The organism is Kitasatospora terrestris (assembly GCF_039542905.1).
Taxonomy (GTDB): Bacteria; Actinomycetota; Actinomycetes; order Streptomycetales; family Streptomycetaceae; genus Kitasatospora; species Kitasatospora terrestris.
The window spans coordinates 3,350,081-3,365,880 of the sequence record NZ_BAABIS010000001.1; the positions used below are offsets into that span (position 1 = coordinate 3,350,081).

11 protein-coding genes are annotated in these 15,800 nt (G+C 73.9%); 5 read left to right on the plus strand and 6 right to left on the minus strand.

The window, feature by feature from the left end; genetic code table 11:
* Window positions 1-7: 7 nt before the first annotated feature.
* Entirely contained in the window at window positions 8-1,042 is a 1,035-nt protein-coding gene (locus tag ABEB06_RS15245; protein WP_345697404.1) for a glycosyltransferase family 2 protein, read from the minus strand.
* 149 nt (window positions 1,043-1,191) lie between these two features.
* On the opposite strand from ABEB06_RS15245, the gene ABEB06_RS15250 reads away from it, so the two are divergent.
* The gene (locus tag ABEB06_RS15250) at window positions 1,192-2,727 is read left to right on the plus strand and encodes an LCP family protein (RefSeq protein ID WP_345697405.1); all 1,536 of its coding nucleotides are present in this window, start codon (window positions 1,192-1,194) and stop codon (window positions 2,725-2,727) included.
* Window positions 2,728-2,822: 95 nt separating this feature from the next.
* Here ABEB06_RS15250 and ABEB06_RS15255 read toward each other — a convergent pair whose 3' ends face one another.
* The 3 genes from ABEB06_RS15255 to ssuE form a co-directional block, all read right to left on the minus strand.
* Window positions 2,823-5,387 (minus strand): ABC transporter permease, encoded by a 2,565-nt coding sequence (locus tag ABEB06_RS15255; protein ID WP_345701858.1) that lies wholly within the window; start codon window positions 5,385-5,387, stop codon window positions 2,823-2,825.
* 14 nt (window positions 5,388-5,401) lie between these two features.
* Window positions 5,402-6,133 (minus strand): ABC transporter ATP-binding protein, encoded by a 732-nt coding sequence (locus ABEB06_RS15260; protein WP_345701859.1) that lies wholly within the window; start codon window positions 6,131-6,133, stop codon window positions 5,402-5,404.
* A 321-nt stretch (window positions 6,134-6,454) separates the two neighbouring features.
* The gene (gene ssuE / locus ABEB06_RS15265) at window positions 6,455-7,009 is read right to left on the minus strand and encodes an NADPH-dependent FMN reductase (RefSeq protein ID WP_345697406.1); all 555 of its coding nucleotides are present in this window, start codon (window positions 7,007-7,009) and stop codon (window positions 6,455-6,457) included.
* A 285-nt stretch (window positions 7,010-7,294) separates the two neighbouring features.
* Between ssuE and ABEB06_RS15270 the strand changes: the two genes are divergently transcribed.
* From ABEB06_RS15270 to ABEB06_RS15280, 3 genes are all read left to right on the plus strand, one after another.
* Window positions 7,295-8,710, plus strand: coding sequence for an LCP family protein (locus ABEB06_RS15270; protein ID WP_345697407.1), 1,416 nt, complete (start codon window positions 7,295-7,297; stop codon window positions 8,708-8,710).
* A 124-nt stretch (window positions 8,711-8,834) separates the two neighbouring features.
* Entirely contained in the window at window positions 8,835-10,100 is a 1,266-nt protein-coding gene (locus ABEB06_RS15275) for a hypothetical protein (protein ID WP_345697408.1), read from the plus strand.
* Window positions 10,097-11,911, plus strand: a complete 1,815-nt coding sequence (locus tag ABEB06_RS15280) for a hypothetical protein (protein WP_345697409.1) — start codon at window positions 10,097-10,099, stop codon at window positions 11,909-11,911. Before ABEB06_RS15275 ends, ABEB06_RS15280 begins: the two co-directional genes overlap by 4 nt.
* Here ABEB06_RS15280 and ABEB06_RS15285 read toward each other — a convergent pair.
* Together ABEB06_RS15285 and ABEB06_RS15290 are read right to left on the minus strand one after the other, a co-directional pair.
* Window positions 11,889-13,040, minus strand: coding sequence for an acyl-CoA dehydrogenase family protein (locus ABEB06_RS15285; RefSeq protein WP_345697410.1), 1,152 nt, complete (start codon window positions 13,038-13,040; stop codon window positions 11,889-11,891). The two genes, ABEB06_RS15280 and ABEB06_RS15285, sit on opposite strands and share 23 nt — an antisense overlap.
* Before the next feature lie 51 nt (window positions 13,041-13,091).
* The gene (locus tag ABEB06_RS15290; RefSeq protein WP_345697411.1) at window positions 13,092-14,240 is read right to left on the minus strand and encodes an LCP family protein; all 1,149 of its coding nucleotides are present in this window, start codon (window positions 14,238-14,240) and stop codon (window positions 13,092-13,094) included.
* Window positions 14,241-14,456: 216 nt separating this feature from the next.
* On the opposite strand from ABEB06_RS15290, the gene ABEB06_RS15295 reads away from it, so the two are divergent.
* On the plus strand, window positions 14,457-15,800 hold the full coding sequence (locus tag ABEB06_RS15295) for a UDP-glucose dehydrogenase family protein (protein ID WP_345697412.1): 1,344 nt from the start codon (window positions 14,457-14,459) through the stop codon (window positions 15,798-15,800).

The window sequence follows — 15,800 nt, forward strand, 5'->3', positions numbered from 1 at the left end:
CACGTCGTCAGGACGAGACCGGGCCCACCGGGGCCGGGGCCCTGCTGGCGATCACCTTGCGGGCGAGCGAGCGCGGCGAGGTGAGGAAGCCGAAGCCCCAGCTGAGGTGCATGGTCGCGAGGGCGACCGGCAGTCGGACCCGGGCCCGGGCGGACAGGCCCCGGCCGGCGACCGCGGCGCCGCCGAGCAGCCCGCACAGGTAGAGCAGCGGGACGGCGAGGAACGCCGGGTGGAGAGCGGCACCGAGCACCAGGCCGCCGAGCACGCCGAGCAGGGCGGCCGGCGGGGCGAGGTAGCGCAGGTTGACGGAGCCGCGGTGGTAGCGGGTCACCACCCGGCGCCAACGGCCGTAGTCCTTGTACTGCTTGGCGAGCGCACGGACGCTGGGACGCGGCCGGTAGGTCACCCTGAGCTGCGGGGTGAACCAGATCAGCCCGCCGTCCTGGCGGATCCGGTAGTTCAGCTCCCAGTCCTGGGCGCGGACGAACTCCTCGTTGTAGCCGCCGTGCGCGGCGAGCACCTCGCGGCGGAAGACGCCCAGGTACACCGTGTCGGCGGGGCCGGCCAGACCGCCGGTGTGGAAGGAGGCGTTGCCTACACCGATCCTGGAGGTCATGGCGGCGGCGACCGCCTTCTCCCACTGGGTCTCGCCCTCGGCGTGCATGATGCCGCCGACGTTGGCGGCGTCCATCTCGTCGAGCAGGCGGACGGCGGTGGAGATGTAACCCGGGGTCAGCAGGCCGTGGCCGTCCACCCGGACCACGACGGGGTGGCTGGAGGCGCGGACGGCCGCGTTCAGGCCGGCCGGGGTGCGGCCGGTGGGGTTCGGCACGGTCCGGACCCGGGGGTCCTCGGCCACCAGTTCGGCGGCGATCTCGTCTGTCCGGTCGTCGGACGGGCCGAGTGCGATCACCACCTCCAGCTCGCCCGGGTAGTCCTGTTCGAGGATCCGGCGGACGGCGGTACGGAGGTGACGTTCCTCGTTCAGCACCGGCATGATCACGGAGACCGCCGGCAGCTCCTCAGCAGCCTTGGTGTTCATCGTGCCCGAGCGTACCGGCGACGCCCCGGCCCTGTCGGACGCGGGGTGCGTCGACCCGGTGACCATCGCGGCGGAACGTTTCACCGCCCTCACCCGACTGCGGCGCGCCCTCCGGGAAACGGGCGGGACGCACGCCTACGATCCGGAGAATGCCCCGTACTGCGCCGTCCGACCGTCACGCCCCACCGTCCTCCCGACGCCGCTGGGGACGCTGGGCGGCGGGCACCGTGTCACTGGCGATCCTGGCCACCTCGTGCGGCGGCTGGGTGGTGCTGAACGGGGTCGGCGACGCGATCGACCGGGTCGACGCCTTCGGCGGCGACCGGGACCGCCCGGCGGACGACGGGGTGACCACCTTCCTGGTGGTCGGCACCGACGACCGCGAGGGCATTCCCGAGGCCACCCTGAAGGACGTGCTGCACGCGGGCGGGGAGTCCTGCCACTGCACCGACACCATGATGGTCGTCCAGCTCGCCGACGACGGCGGCCGGGCCAACGTGGTCTCCCTCCCCCGCGACTCGTACGTGGACATCCCCGCGTACAAGGACCGGGTGAGCGGCCGTCAGGTCGCGGCGAGCAAGGGGAAGATCAACGCCGCGTACGGCATGGGCGGCGCCCCGCTCACCGTCCGGACCGTCGAGCAGAACACCGGGCTGCGGATCGACCACTACCTCCAGGTCAACTTCCTCAGCTTCGTCGCCACGGTGGACGCGGTCGGCGGGGTGGAGGTGTGCACCGCCAAGCCGCTGAAGGACGAGTACTCCGGGCTGGACCTGCCCGCCGGCACCACCCGGCTGGACGGCGCGGGCGCGCTCAAGTACGTCCGGGCCCGGCACGTGGACGGCAGCTCGGACCTCGGCCGGATGCACCGCCAGCAGCGCTTCCTGGCCCAGCTGCTGCACCAGGCGACCTCCGGCGGCACGCTGCTCGACCCGGCGAGGCTGACCGGCCTGATGGACACCGTGCTGAGGTCGGTCAAGGCCGACGAGGACCTCTCCACCGAGGACCTGCTGCGGCTGGCGGGCCGGCTCAAGGAGCTCTCCGCCGCCAACGCCGACTTCACCACCGTGCCGATCGCGGACGTGGACTACCAGGTGCCGGGCTGGGGCTCCGCGGTGCGCTGGGAGGAGAAGGGCGCCAAGGCGCTGTTCGACGCGATGCGCACCGGGAAGTCGCTGACCGGACGGGCGGTCGCCCCGGCGGGCGGGCCCGCCGCGACCGCCTCCCCGGTCGCGGCGGGGACGGTGCCGCCCGCCCGGATCCGGGTGCAGGTGCTCAACGGCGCGGGGGTGTCCGGGCTCGGCTCGCGGGTGGACGGCGACCTGCGGAAGGCCGGCTTCGCGACCACCGGGACGCCGTCCAACGCCGGCCCGGAGGCCGGGCCGACACCGGTCGGGCGGACGGTGGTGCGGTACGACCCGCGGTGGGACGAGTCCTCGAAGACGCTGCTGGCCGCCCTGCCGGGCGCGGAGGCGGTGGCCGTCCCGGGGCTGGGGGCGACCCTCCAGGTGGTGGTCGGCGCCGACTACCGGGGTGTGGCCGGGGCCGCGCCCGCTGCGGCGAACCCGGCGGCGGCCGGGGCTGCGGCGGGGACGGGTGCGGCGGGGGCGGGCGCCTCGGCGGGGGCGACGGCGGCGGCGAACGGGGTGAGCGCGGAGACCGGGACGGCGATCAGCTGCCCGTGAACGCGCCCGAGGGGCGCGGAGCTCTGCGGGTGGGCAGAGCCTCGCGCCCCTCGGGGCGGTCGGTGACGCGGTGCCGGACCGGCGTCAGTGCGGCATCAGTCCGTGGCGATGGCGGCCAGGACGTTCATCCGGGCGGCCCGGAAGGCCGGGACCAGGGCGGCGAACAGGCCGACCACCGCGGAGCCGATCAGGATGCTGACGATGGTGCCGGTCGGGACGGTCAGGATGTCCAGCCCCTGGTCGGCGAGCACCTCGCGGGCGGTGATGCCCCAGCCGAGGCCCAGGCCGGTGCCGAGGACCGCACCGAAGAGGGCGATGACCACCGACTCCAGACGGACCATCCGGCGCAGCTGGCGGCGGGAGAGGCCGATGGCCCGCAGCAGGCCGATCTCCCGCGTCCGCTCGACCACCGACAGCGCCAGGGTGTTGACCACGCCGAGCACCGCGACCACGATCGCCAGGCCGAGCAGGCCGTAGATCATGTAGAGCAGCTGGTTGACCTGCGACTGGACGAGGTCCTTGTAGCCCGCCTTGTCGACCACGGTGACCTGCGGGTACGGCTCCATGGACTTCTTCAGGTCGTTGTAGACGGTGGCCTTGTCGGCACCGGCGGCCGCGCTGCCGTAGATGGCCTGGTCGAGCGGCAGATCGGCGGCGGGGACGACCTTGGCGACGGTGTCGATGGTGGCGAGCGGGTTGCCGCCGAAGAGGTTGCCGCTCTCGGCGACGGCGCCGAGCCGCAGGCTCTGGGTGCGGCCGTTGCCGTAGTCGACGGTGATCGAGTCGCCGATCTTGAGGTTGTGCTCCTTGGCGAGGTCCTCGTCCACCATCAGCCCGCCGTCGCGGAGGGCGTCCTCGATCCGGCCCGCGGTGGTGGGGACGGCGAAGTTCTCGCCGAAGTTGCCGGAGACCGCCTGCAGGGCGCTCTCCCACTGCTTTCCGTCCGGCAGGGTGAACTTCGTCTCCGGGAGGTGCTTCGCCTCGGTCACGGAGGTCAGGCCCTTGGTGGCCTTGACCGCGTCGACCATCGCCGAGTTGAAGTTGCTCGCCTGGCTGTTGAGGCCGAAGTCCGCGCCCACGGTGCTGTCGACCTTGGCGTTGGCGGAGCTGACCATCGAGGCGGTGACCACCGAGGCGCCGGTGACCAGGGCCAGGCCGATCATCAGGGCGGCGGCGGTGGCGCCGGTACGACGGGGGTTGCGCAGGGCGTTGCGCTGGGCGAGCTTGCCGGCCGGACCGAACAGGGCGGGCAGGGCCGCGCCGAGCACCCGGACGATGCCGGTGGCCAGCAGCGGGCCGAGGACCACGAACCCGATCAGCGAGAGCAGGACGCCCAGGCCCAGCAGCAGACCGGCGGTGCCGCCCTGGGTGCTGGCCGCGGCCCCGGCCATCGCGGCGGCACCGAGCGCGGTGACCAGGCTGCCGATGATCACGCGGCGGCGGTTGGCGCCGGCCTCGGCCGGGGTGCCGTGGTCGCGCAGGGCGGCCATCGGGGAGATCCGCGAGGCCCGGCGGGCCGGGATCCAGGCGGCGATCACGGTGATCAGGATGCCGACCGCGTACGAGGCGACCGGGACCGTCCAGTCGATCGCCAGCGAGGTGGCGTCGAGGTTCATCCCGGCGGCCTTCATCAGCTGGATCAGCAACATGGCGAGGCCGAGACCGCCGGCCAGGCCGAGGGTGGAGCCGATCAGGCCGAGCAGCAGGGCCTCGATCAGCACCGAGCGGTTGACCTGCTCGCGGCTGCCGCCGACGGCGCGCAGCAGGCCGATCTCGCGGGTGCGCTGGGCGACCAGCATGGAGAAGGTGTTGATGATCAGGAAGCCGCCGACCAGCAGCGAGACACCGGCGAAGCCAAGCATGGCGTACTTCATGAAGCCGAGGAAGGAACCGACGCCCTTGGCGCTCTCCTTCTGCTGCTCGGCGGAGGTCTGGGCCTCGAAGCCGCTGCCGAGGTCGGCCAGGGCGGCCGTCTTCAGCTGGTCGTTGGTCCGGCTGCCGTCACCGAACAGCTCGACGGAGGTGAAGGCGGTCTCGCCGAGCAGGTCCTGCTGGGCGGTCGGGGTGTCCAGGAAGGCCAGGGCCGCGCCGGGGTTGGTGGTGCGGAAGGTGGCGATGCCGGAGATGGTGTAGTCGTGGTTGCCGGTCGCCGCGATGACCCGCAGCTTGGCGCCGAGGCCGAGGCCGGCCTTCTTGGCGGTGTCGGCGTCCAGCACGACCTGGTCGGCGCCCTGCGGGGCGTGGCCGGAGGTGATGTCCACCGACTTGCGCGGGCTGTCCGTCCAGTTGCCGACGAAGGTCGGGGCGCCGCCGGTGGGGCTGACCGACTTGTTGGTGGCGGGGTCGACCAGCACGTTGGACTCGGTGAAGACGCTGCCGACGGCGCTCTTCACACCGGGCTCGGCGGCGAGCTTGGCCTGGGTGGCGACCGGGACGGTGGCCGGCTTGCCGCCGCCGTGCTGCGGCCCGGTGACGGCCTGCCGGACCGTCAGGTCGGATGCGGTGGAGGCGAACAGCCGGTCGAAGGTGGCGGTGGCGGTGTTGGAGAACACCAGCGTGCCGGAGACGAAGGCCACCGAGAGGACGACGGCCAGCAGGGAGAGCACCATCCGCCCCTTGTGGGCGAGGAAGCTCCGCAGTGAGGTCTTGAGCAGCATGATTTCCCGGCCCCGGCTCAGCTGGTGCGCTTGCCGTCGAAACGGCGCATGCGCTCGAGGACGGAGTCGGCGGTCGGGGCGTGCATCTCGTCGACGATCCGGCCGTCGGCGAGGAAGAGCACGCGGTCCGCGTACCCGGCGGCGACCGGGTCGTGGGTGACCATCACGATGGTCTGGCCCAGCTCGTCGACCGAGCGGCGCAGGAAGGTCAGCACCTCGGCGCCGGAGCGGGAGTCGAGGTTGCCGGTCGGCTCGTCACCGAAGATGATCTCGGGCCGGGCGGCCAGCGCCCGGGCCACCGCGACGCGCTGCTGCTGGCCGCCGGAGAGCTGGGTCGGCCGGTGCTTCAGCCGGTCGGCCAGACCGACGGTGGAGACCACCTGGTCGAGCCAGGCGGCATCGGGCTTGCGGCCGGCGATGTCCATCGGCAGCGTGATGTTCTCCAGGGCGTTGAGCGTGGGCAGCAGGTTGAACGCCTGGAAGATGAACCCGATCTTGTCCCGCCGGAGCCTGGTGAGCTGCTTGTCGCGCAGGCCGGTGATCTCGGTGTCACCGATCCAGATCCGCCCCTCGGTCACGGTGTCGAGGCCGGCCAGGCAGTGCATCAGGGTCGACTTGCCGGAGCCGGACGGGCCCATGATCGCGGTGAAGCGACCGCGGTGGATGTCCACGTCGACCGCGTCCAGCGCCGTGACCCGAGTCTCCCCGGCGCCGTACGCCTTGGTCACCTGCCGGGCCGAGGCCGCGATGGTCGCGGTCGTCTGCACGGCGTTCGCTGCCGTCGTCACTGGAATCTCCCTCTGTGGTGTCCACCCGTCGCCCCAAGCCTGCCGGTCGCGACCCGGGCCGCGGAATGGTGTGGGCATCCGTCTTGATGGTGGTGCCAGCACCACCATCCGGCGGGGGTCCTTGGGGATGACACCAACCGTAGGAGCAGCCCCGGGCGGGGTCATCCACCCCCGGGAGGAACACCGGTGGCAGGGAGATGTACGGGCTGGACGCGGGCTCCCCCTAGGGGACGAGGGCCCGGGCCTGAGGGTCGCCGGCCCTCCGGAGGGCGTCGCGGCAGGTCAGCCCGCGACCAGCGGCGCGGTGTGCCGGTCGAGCGCGGCCGCGAACGCGTCCACCACCGGGTGGAGGAGGACGTCCGTCTCCCGCTCGACCTCGGTCGAGCCGTCGTCCCGCACCGCGATGTCCCGGTCCAGGACGAACCAGCCCCGGCTGATGTGCTCGGCCCCCATCGAGCTGAGCACCGGGCGCAGCGCGTAGTCGACCGCCAGCACGTGCGCGGTGGAGCCGCCGGTGGCCAGCGGCAGCACGGACTTGCCGCGCAGCGCGTGCTGCGGCAGCACGTCCAGCAGGGTCTTCAGCAGGCCGGAGTAGGCGGCCTTGTAGACCGGGGTGCCGATCACCACGCCGTCGGCGCGCTCGAAGAGCTCGGCGAGGCGGACGATCGCCGGGTGCGCGAAGTCTGCGTGCAGCAGGGCCTCGGCGGGCAGTTCACGGGCCTCCAGCGGGACCACGTCGTGCCCGTGGGCGGTCAGCCGGGCGTCGACGTGGCGCAGCAGCCGGCTGGTGCGGGAGGTCCGGGACGGGGAGCCGGAGACGGAGAGGATCGTGGCCATGGGGGTGCACCTCGTGGGGCGGGGTGGGTGGGGGACGGCGGGAGCGGTCAGCCACGACACAGCGAACGGGACACGCGACCCAGGTCGACGTGGCGCCGACGGGTGAGAATCCTTCGCTGCTCCATGCGGGTCATGCAAACACGGGCCGTTTCGGGGGGTCAAGGCCGCATCCAGCAGGTGAACATGGCCCGGAACGGTCCGGCCCCTGCATCAAAACGGATACAAGAGGCCCGGTCAGCGCCCCGGAAGCACTGCGGGGCCCGGGTTTCGGGCATCCTCTCCCCCATGAACACGTGGCAGGAGGACCGCCCGGGCGGCGGTGGCTCGTACGGTCGGAGTGACGCGGCGCACGGCCACGGCGGTGCCCCCGCCGAGCCTCCGCTGCCGCCGGAGCTGAACCCGCGCGGCGCGGGCGCCCCGCTCGCCCGACCGGCCCAGCAGCCCCCGCAGCCCCCGCGGCAGCGGCGGGGAGGCGGCGAGGACCGCACCCTGGTCGACCCGCTCGGCCCGGACGGCCGGCCGGCCAGGCAGGCACAGCCGCAGCCCGGCCACGGGCAGCCCCCGTACGGGCAGCCGCAGCAGTACGGGCAGCCCGCCGCGCAGCCCGGCCGGCCGCAGCCCGCGGGCCCCGGCGGGCAGCCGCCGTACGGTCCGGCGACCCCGGGCGGCCCGGGTGCGCCCGGCGCCCCCGCCGGCGCGGCGCGCTCGCGCTGGCCGCGCCGCCGGAAGATCAAGGTGGCCGCGCTGGCCGTGGTCGGCGCGCTGCTGGTGACCGGCGTCTCCACCTACTTCTGGGCGGACTCCAAGCTCAACCACGAGAACGTGCTGGCCGACTACCCGAACCGGCCGGCCGAGGGCAAGGGCACCAACTGGCTGATCGTCGGCTCCGACAGCCGGCAGGGCCTCACGGACGCCCAGGAGGACTCGCTCCACACCGGCTCGGCGCAGGGCAAGCGCAGCGACTCGATGATGATCCTGCACATCGGCGACAACGGGAACACGCTGATGTCGATCCCGCGCGACTCCTGGGTCAACATCCCGGCGCACCCCGACACCAGCGGCAGCGGCAAGACGGTCCCGGCCGCCACCCGCAAGATCAACGCCGCCTTCAACACCGGCGGCGGGAAGCTGCTGGTGCAGACCGTGGAGGCCAACACCGGCCTGCACATCGACCACTACGCGGAGATCGGCTTCGCCGGGTTCGTCGGCATCGTCGACTCGGCCGGCGGCGTGGACATGTGCATCGACAAAGCGATCTCCGACAAGGACTCCGGCCTGAACCTGAAGGCCGGCTGCCAGACCCTGACCGGCGCCCAGTCGCTCGCCTTCGTCCGGCAGCGGCACCAGGAGGCGGACCAGGACCTCGGCCGGATGCGCAACCAGCAGAAGTTCCTCTCCGCCCTGGCCAAGCAGGCCGCCTCCCCGGCCACCCTGCTCAACCCGTTCGTCTTCTACCCGATGGTCTCCTCCGGCCTCGGCACCCTGATCGTGGACGACGACGCCGGCCTGACCGACCTGGGCTCGCTGTTCCTCGCCATGAAGGAGGTCTCCGGCGGCCAGGGCAAGTCCATCACCGTGCCGATCGGCAACCCGGACTTCCGCACCCCGACCGGCGAGTCCGCGGTGAAGTGGGACCCGGCCAAGTCCAAGGCCGTGTTCGACGCGCTGAAGAACGACGCCCCGGTGCCCGACACCAAGTGACGCCCCTCCCGGGTCGGCGGCCGCCGACCCGGGAGACCGGTGTGAAAGTCCGTCAACTCCGCGTGCCCCGCCCGGGCCGACCGGCGGAGGTCGGTTACGTTGCTCCTGGAAAGGGGCGACGGCCATGGCGAAGTCAGACCCCGAGGCGGCAACCACCCCGGACGCGGTCGCGGTCGCGGACGCGGACGCGGACGGATCCGCCGGCGTGCCGGACTCCGCGCTGCTCCCCGTCACGGGCTGCGTCTGGTGGCTGTTCCTCGCGGGCGCGCTGGAGATCCTGCTGGGACGGGCCGACCTCGCGCACGTCGGCCTCGGGACGTCCATGGTGGTGGCCGGCTTCGGGCTCCTGCGGCTGGAACGGTGGGCGTACTGGGCGGGGTGGGCGGCCGTCCTGGGCCTGGCCGCCGTCGCGTTCCGGACCTGGCCGAACGCGGTGCTCGCCGCCCTCGGCCCCTGCTTCCTGCTGCGCCCGGCCACCCGCCGGGCGGCGCACTTCCCCCCGTTCGCGGGCAGCCCGTTCTCCCCCGGGATCGCGCTCTGCGCGCTCGCCCTCGGCACGCCGTCCCTCGCCCTCGCCTTCGTCGTCGAGCACTTCGGGCGGAACCCGCGCGACCCCGCGTTCCTGCTCGGCGGCCTGCTCTGCGGCGCGCTGGTGACGGTGACGGCCTTCGCCGGCCTCGGGGTGCGCCGCTGGGTCTGGGCCTGCGACCTGCTCTGGATCGCCGCCCTGCTGGGGTTGTCGGCGTTCTGGTTCACCCTCGCCCGCTACGACGACCTCCAGGGCCTGGCCTTCTGCGGCATCAACCTGCTCTTCGCGGCGGCGGCCTGCGCCGCCCTGTTCCAGCGCGGCGTCCGCGGGCCGGTCTTCGGGGCCCGGACGAAGCGGGGGGTGTTCGCCCCGCCGGTCCTGGTCGGGGGGCCGGTGCTCGCCGCGGCCGCCGCGGCGACCTACCTGCTGCCGGGCCGGCTGGGCGCCCCGGTGCTCGCGTACACGGTGTTCGGCCTGGTGACGGGCACCGTGGTCGGGCTGGTGCCGGGCGCGAACCCGGCCGAGCGGATCGCGGCCTTCTCCGCCGGGCTGCTGCTGGCCGCCGCCTCGTACGTGGCGCGGGGCGGGCTGCTGCCGTACACCGGCCAGTGGTCGGCGGTGGTGGTCGGCGTGCTGTTCGTCCTGGTCACCGCCGTCGCGGCGGCGGTCCGCAGCCGGGCGTGGTTCGTCCTGCTGCTGCTGGGCGTCGGGACGGTCTACGGCGTCACCGAGCCGCTGTTCCAGGCGGCGCCGAGCACCTACCTGGCGACGCTGCGCTCCGGGGCGACCGGGATCTTCCTGGGCTTCTCGCTCGGCTTCACGGCCTCCGGCCTGCTGGGGCTGGAGCTGGTCGAGCGATGACGGCGGCCCGGGTCCGGCGCGGCGCCGCGGCGCTCGTCCTGGCCGTGCTGCCGTCCGCCGCCCCCGCGTGGGCGGGCGGGCCCCCCGGACCCGGGGACGGGACCTGGGTCGGCGTCTCCCAGACGGTGGTGGCGTCGGCCGCCGCCACCGGGGAGGTCACCGGCACGCCGAAGGTGTTCACCGAGGTCACCGCGGTCGGCCACGGTCCGGCCGACCTGAGGGTGCCGATGGCCGCGTCCGGCCTGCGGGACCTGGCCGGCTCCGGCCGGCCCCCGGTGGTCGACGGCGAGGCGGTGTGGAGCCTCGACCTGAAGGGCACCGCCACCCGGCGGACCGTCTCGGACTTCGACCGCGCGCAGCTGCCGGTGAAGGTCTCGGCGACCTACCGGCTGGACGGCGAGGAGCTGCCCGCCCGGGACGTCGTCGGCAGGTCCGGGCGGCTCACCGTCACCTACCGGATCGAGAACACCACCACGGCGCCCACCCCGGTCACGTTCACCAGCGTGCGGGGCGCGGCGGACAGCCGCTCGGTCGCGGCGCCCGTCCCGCTCGCCGCGACGGTCACCGTCGCCCTGCCGGCCGGGTTCGCCGCGGTCCGGGCGCCCGGGGCGACCGTCGCTCCGGACGCCACCGGCCGGGGCACGAGCACCGCCGTGTGGTCGCTGTTCCTCTTCGACCCGCTCGGCGGGGTCGACCAGTCGGTGGGCTACCAGGCGGACGTCACCGACGCGGTGGTCCCGCCGGCCACGGTCGGGGTCGCCCCGCTGGCGCCGACCGCGCCCGGGAGCCCCGCCGCGGCCACCGGACCCGCGGCGGCCGGACTCGCCCCGCCCGGGCCCGAGCTGCCCCGGCCCGAGCTGCCGGGGACGTCCGCAGACACCGTCGGGAGCCGGGTGGCCGCCCTGCAGAACGAGGCGCGGGCCTCCGTGCAGGACCTCGCGGCCAAGGCCTCGGCGGTCCTGACCGACCTCCAGCAGACCGCGCTGCCGGCCGCCCAACAGGTGGCGGCGGGAGCGGCCGAGGGCGCGGCCGCCCTCAAGGACCTGCCGTCCGACGCCCGGACCCTGTCCACGGCGGCGGCCGGCGCGGCCGCCGACTCCGCCGGGGCGGCGGAACGGGCCTCCGAACTCGCCCGCCGCGAGCGGGCCGCGCGCGAGCGGCTGGAGCAGTTGCCCGGCACGGTCAGGGACACCCAGGCGTACCGGCTGCTGCGCAGCGAGCTGCTGGTGCTGGAGGCCCGCGCGTCCGAGCAGGCGGCCGAGCTGGCGGCCCGGGCCGTCGAGGACCGGCTGGCGGAGGCCGGGGCGCAGCGGCAGGCGGCCGGGCTGGAGGCGCGGGCGTCCGCCGCCGACGCGCTCGCCGCGCAGGCCGCGCAGGCGGCCGCCGCCCTGGCCGCCGCCGCGGTGCCGCGGTCCGGGCCGGGCGAGCCGGTCCGGCCGGAGGAGCTCGGCGACAGCGCCGGGCTCCGGTCGGCCGTCGACCGGCTCGACGCCGCCATCGCGCAGTCCGGCGACGAGGTGGACCGCGGCCACGCCGGCCTGCTCGCGCTCGACCGGCGCTCGGCCCAGTACCTGCTGCCGGCGGGCAACGCGACCGGCGCCAGCGCCCAGACCGGTTCGTTCGTCATCACGGTCCGGGGCGCCGACGCCGCCGGGCGGCAGACCGGGCTCGCCGCGCTGGTCGGCGGCTCGGCGCTGCTGCTCGCCCTCACCCTCGGCGTCGGGCTGCACCGCGTCCGGCACGGCCTGCCCAGCTCGCTGAGGCGCCGGACGGGCCGCGCGGAGGGTGTTACGGGAGGTTGCGGGCCATGACGATGCGCTGGACCTGGTTGGTGCCCTCGTAGATCTGGGTGATCTTGGCGTCGCGCATCATCCGCTCGACCGGGTAGTCGCGGGTGTAGCCGTAGCCGCCGAGCAGCTGGACCGCGTCGGTGGTGACCTCCATCGCGACGTCCGAGGCGTAGCACTTGGCGGCCGCGCCGAAGAAGGTCAGGTCGGCGTCGGTGCGCTGGGACTTCGCGGCCGCGGCGTAGGTGAGCTGGCGGGCGGCCTCCAGCTTCATCGCCATGTCGGCGAGCATGAACTGCACGCCCTGGAACTCGGCGATGGCCTTGCCGAACTGCTTGCGCTCCTTGACGTAGCCCTTGGCGTAGTCCAGGGCGCCCTGCGCGATGCCGATCGCCTGCGCGGCGATGGTGACCCGGGTGTGGTCCAGGGTCTTCATCGCGGTCGCGAAGCCGGTGCCCTCCGCGCCGATCATCCGGTCCGCGGGGATGCGGACGTTGTCGAAGTACACCTCGCGGGTCGGCGAGCCCTTGATGCCGAGCTTCTTCTCCGGCGCGCCGAACGACACGCCCTGGTCGCCCTTCTCCACCACGAACGCGGAGATGCCCTTGGAGCGCAGCTCGGGGTCGGTGACCGCCATCACGGTGTAGAACTCGGAGACGCCGGCGTTGGTGATCCAGCGCTTCACGCCGTTCAGCACCCAGAAGTCGCCGTCGCGCACCGCGCGGGTCTTCATCCCCGCCGCGTCCGAGCCGGCCTCCGGCTCGGACAGGCAGTACGAGAACATGCCCTCGCCGCGGGCCAGCGCCCCCAGGTACTTCGCCTTCAGCTCCGGCGAACCGGACAGCTGCACCGGCAGCGACCCGAGCTTGTTCACCGCCGGGATCAGCGAGGACGAGCCGCACACCCGGGCGACCTCCTCGATCACCAGCACGGTCGCCAGCGCGTCCGCGCCCGCACCGCCGAACTCCTCCGGCACGTGCACCGCGTGCAGGTCGTTGGCCCGCAGCGCGTCCAGCGCCTCCTGCGGGAACCGGCCCTGCTCGTCCACCTCCGCGGCGAACGGCGCGATCTTCGCCTCCGCCAGCGCACGCACCGACTCCCGGAGCATCTCGTGCTCCTCGGACAGCCGGAAGAGGTCGAAAGTGTCGCTCATCTGCCTCGCCCCTCGGTTAATTACCGTTAAGTAGGGCCCATCCTAGGACCGTCACCGCACGCTCTCCCCGAGGGTGTCGCTGCTGGTGCCGTGCTGCGCCAGGTACTCGTCCATCCGGTCGTTGCGGATCGCCTCCCAGAGCAGGCCGGCCGCCCTGCCGTCCAGGTAGACCACGGACTGGCCCTGCTCGTCGCCGAAGCCGCCGAAGGGCGCGTTCATGAACCGCACGCCGTCCGCCCGCAGGCCGCGCATGCTCCAGGCGAGGTCGTAGAGGTCGGTGTTGCTGAGCCGGTCGTCGACGCTGACCACGTCGCCGACGCTCCGCAGCAGGCCGGTCAGGCGGGAGGGGCTGCCGAGCGTGCCGGAGTCCATGGTCTGGTTCATCAGGGCGCGCAGGAAGTTCTGCTGCCGCTTGGTGCGGTCCAGGTCGCCGTTGGGCAGGCCGTGGCGCTCGCGGACGTACAGCAGGGCCTCGGCGCCGTCCATGTGGTGGGTGCCCTTGTCCCACTGGCGGGCGTCGTCCTTGGCCTCGATGGTCTGCGGGATGGTGATGTCCACGCCGCCGACCGCGTCGGTGAGGGCGCGGAAGCCGTTCCAGTCGATCACCGCGAGGTGGTCCACCCGGATGCCGGTCACGTTCTGCACGGTCTGCACCGCCAGCGCCGGGCCGCCCCAGGAGTACGCGGCGTTGATCTTGGCCTTGCCGTGGCCCGGGACGTCCACCCAGGTGTCGCGGGCGATGGAGACCACCGCGACGCTCTTCCGGTCCGCCGCGATGTGCATCAGCATCATGGTGTCGCTGCGCTGCGCGCCCTCCTTCCAGGCCGGGGCCTTGGCGGAGCCCCCGGTGGTGGCGGTGTCGGAGCGGGCGTCCAGGCCGATCAGCAGGAAGGTCTGGCCGGCGTTGGCCACCGCCTTGGGCTGCGCGGAGTCGGCGACGGTCGGGAAGGCGTTCGGGATCCGCTCGACCGAGTCGGCGAAGTGGTTCGCCGTCCAGTACACCGCGGTGACGCCGCCGCCGAGCAGGAACAGCAGCACCGCCGATGCCCAGACCAGCAGCCGCCGGGCGCGCCGGCGCCGGCGCACCTCGCCGCCGGCGCCGGCGCCCTCCCCCTCATCGCCGTCCGGCCCCCCGGTCGGATCGTCCTCGAACAGACTCAGCCGACCGGACGCCTCGTCCTCGCCACCCCTCGCACCCATGGGCCGCATTGTGCCGCTCGGCCGACCGGGCCGCAGGGCCATCGGGGAAGTCCGGACAGGGCCGCAACCCGCCGTACCCCGTTTCGTTATCGGGCGGCCCCCCACCGGGCATCGGCGACCGCCTACGCGGGCCACCGGCGGGCGGATACCATCGGTGGCTGCGGCCGCCCGGACCCCGGCGCGGCCCCACCGACCCACCGAACCAAGGGGAAGCGCGTGGCCCTCCGCATCACCGTGATCGGTACCGGCTACCTGGGCGCGACGCACGCCGCGTGCATGGCCGAACTCGGCTTCGAGGTCCTCGGCCTGGACATCGACCCGGACAAGATCGCCGCGCTCTCCGCGGGCCGGGTGCCGATGTACGAGCCGGGCCTCGCGGAACTGCTGGTCAAGCACGTGCCCGGGCACGAGGGCTCGACCGGCCGGCTGCGCTTCACCACCTCGGTCGAGGAGGTGGCGGAGTTCGGCGACGTCCACTTCATCTGCGTGAACACCCCGCAGAAGAAGGGCGAGTTCGCCGCCGACATGTCCTACGTGGACTCCGCCGTGGACGCGCTCGCCCCGCACCTGACCCGCCCCTGCCTGGTGGTCGGCAAGTCCACCGTGCCGGTCGGCTCGGCCGGCCGGCTGGCCGAGCGGCTGGCCGCGCTCGCCCCGGTCGGCGAGGCCGCCGAACTCGCCTGGAACCCGGAGTTCCTGCGCGAGGGCTACGCCGTCGGCGACACCCTCCACCCGGACCGCCTGGTGGTCGGCGTGCGCAGCGAGCACGCCGAGCGGCTGCTGCGCGAGGTGTACGCCACCCCGGTCGCCGAGGGCGTGCCCTTCGTGGTCACCGACTTCCCGACCGCCGAGCTGGTGAAGGCCGCCGCCAACTCCTTCCTGGCCACCAAGATCTCCTTCATCAACGCGATGGCCGAGGTCTGCGAGAACGCCGGCGCGGACGTGGTGCAGCTCGCCCAGGCGCTCTCGCACGACGAGCGGATCGGCGGCAAGTTCCTGAACGCCGGGCTCGGCTTCGGCGGCGGCTGCCTGCCCAAGGACATCCGGGCGTTCATGGCCCGGGCCGGGGAGCTGGGCGCCGACCAGGCGCTGACCTTCCTGCGCGAGGTGGACTCGATCAACATGCGGCGCCGCAGCCGGATGGTCGAGCTCGCCCGCGAGCAGTGCGGCGGCGGCTTCCTCGGCCGCCGGGTCGCGGTGCTCGGCGCCGCCTTCAAGCCCAACTCGGACGACATCCGGGACTCGCCCGCGCTGAACGTCGCCGGGCAGATCCAGCTGCAGGGCGCCCAGGTCACCGTCTACGACCCCAAGGCCGTCGACAACGCCCGCAAGATGTTCCCCAGCCTGGCCTACGCCGACAGCGCGCTGGAGGCCTGCCAGGGCGCCCACGTGGTGCTGCACCTGACGGAGTGGCAGGAGTTCCGCGAGCTCGACCCGGCCGCGGTCGGCGCGGTGGTCTCCGAGCGCCGGCTGGTCGACGGCCGCAACGTGCTGGACGGCCCCCGCTGGCGCGCCGCCGGCTGGACCTACCGGGCGATGGGCCGCCCCGGCGCGGAATGA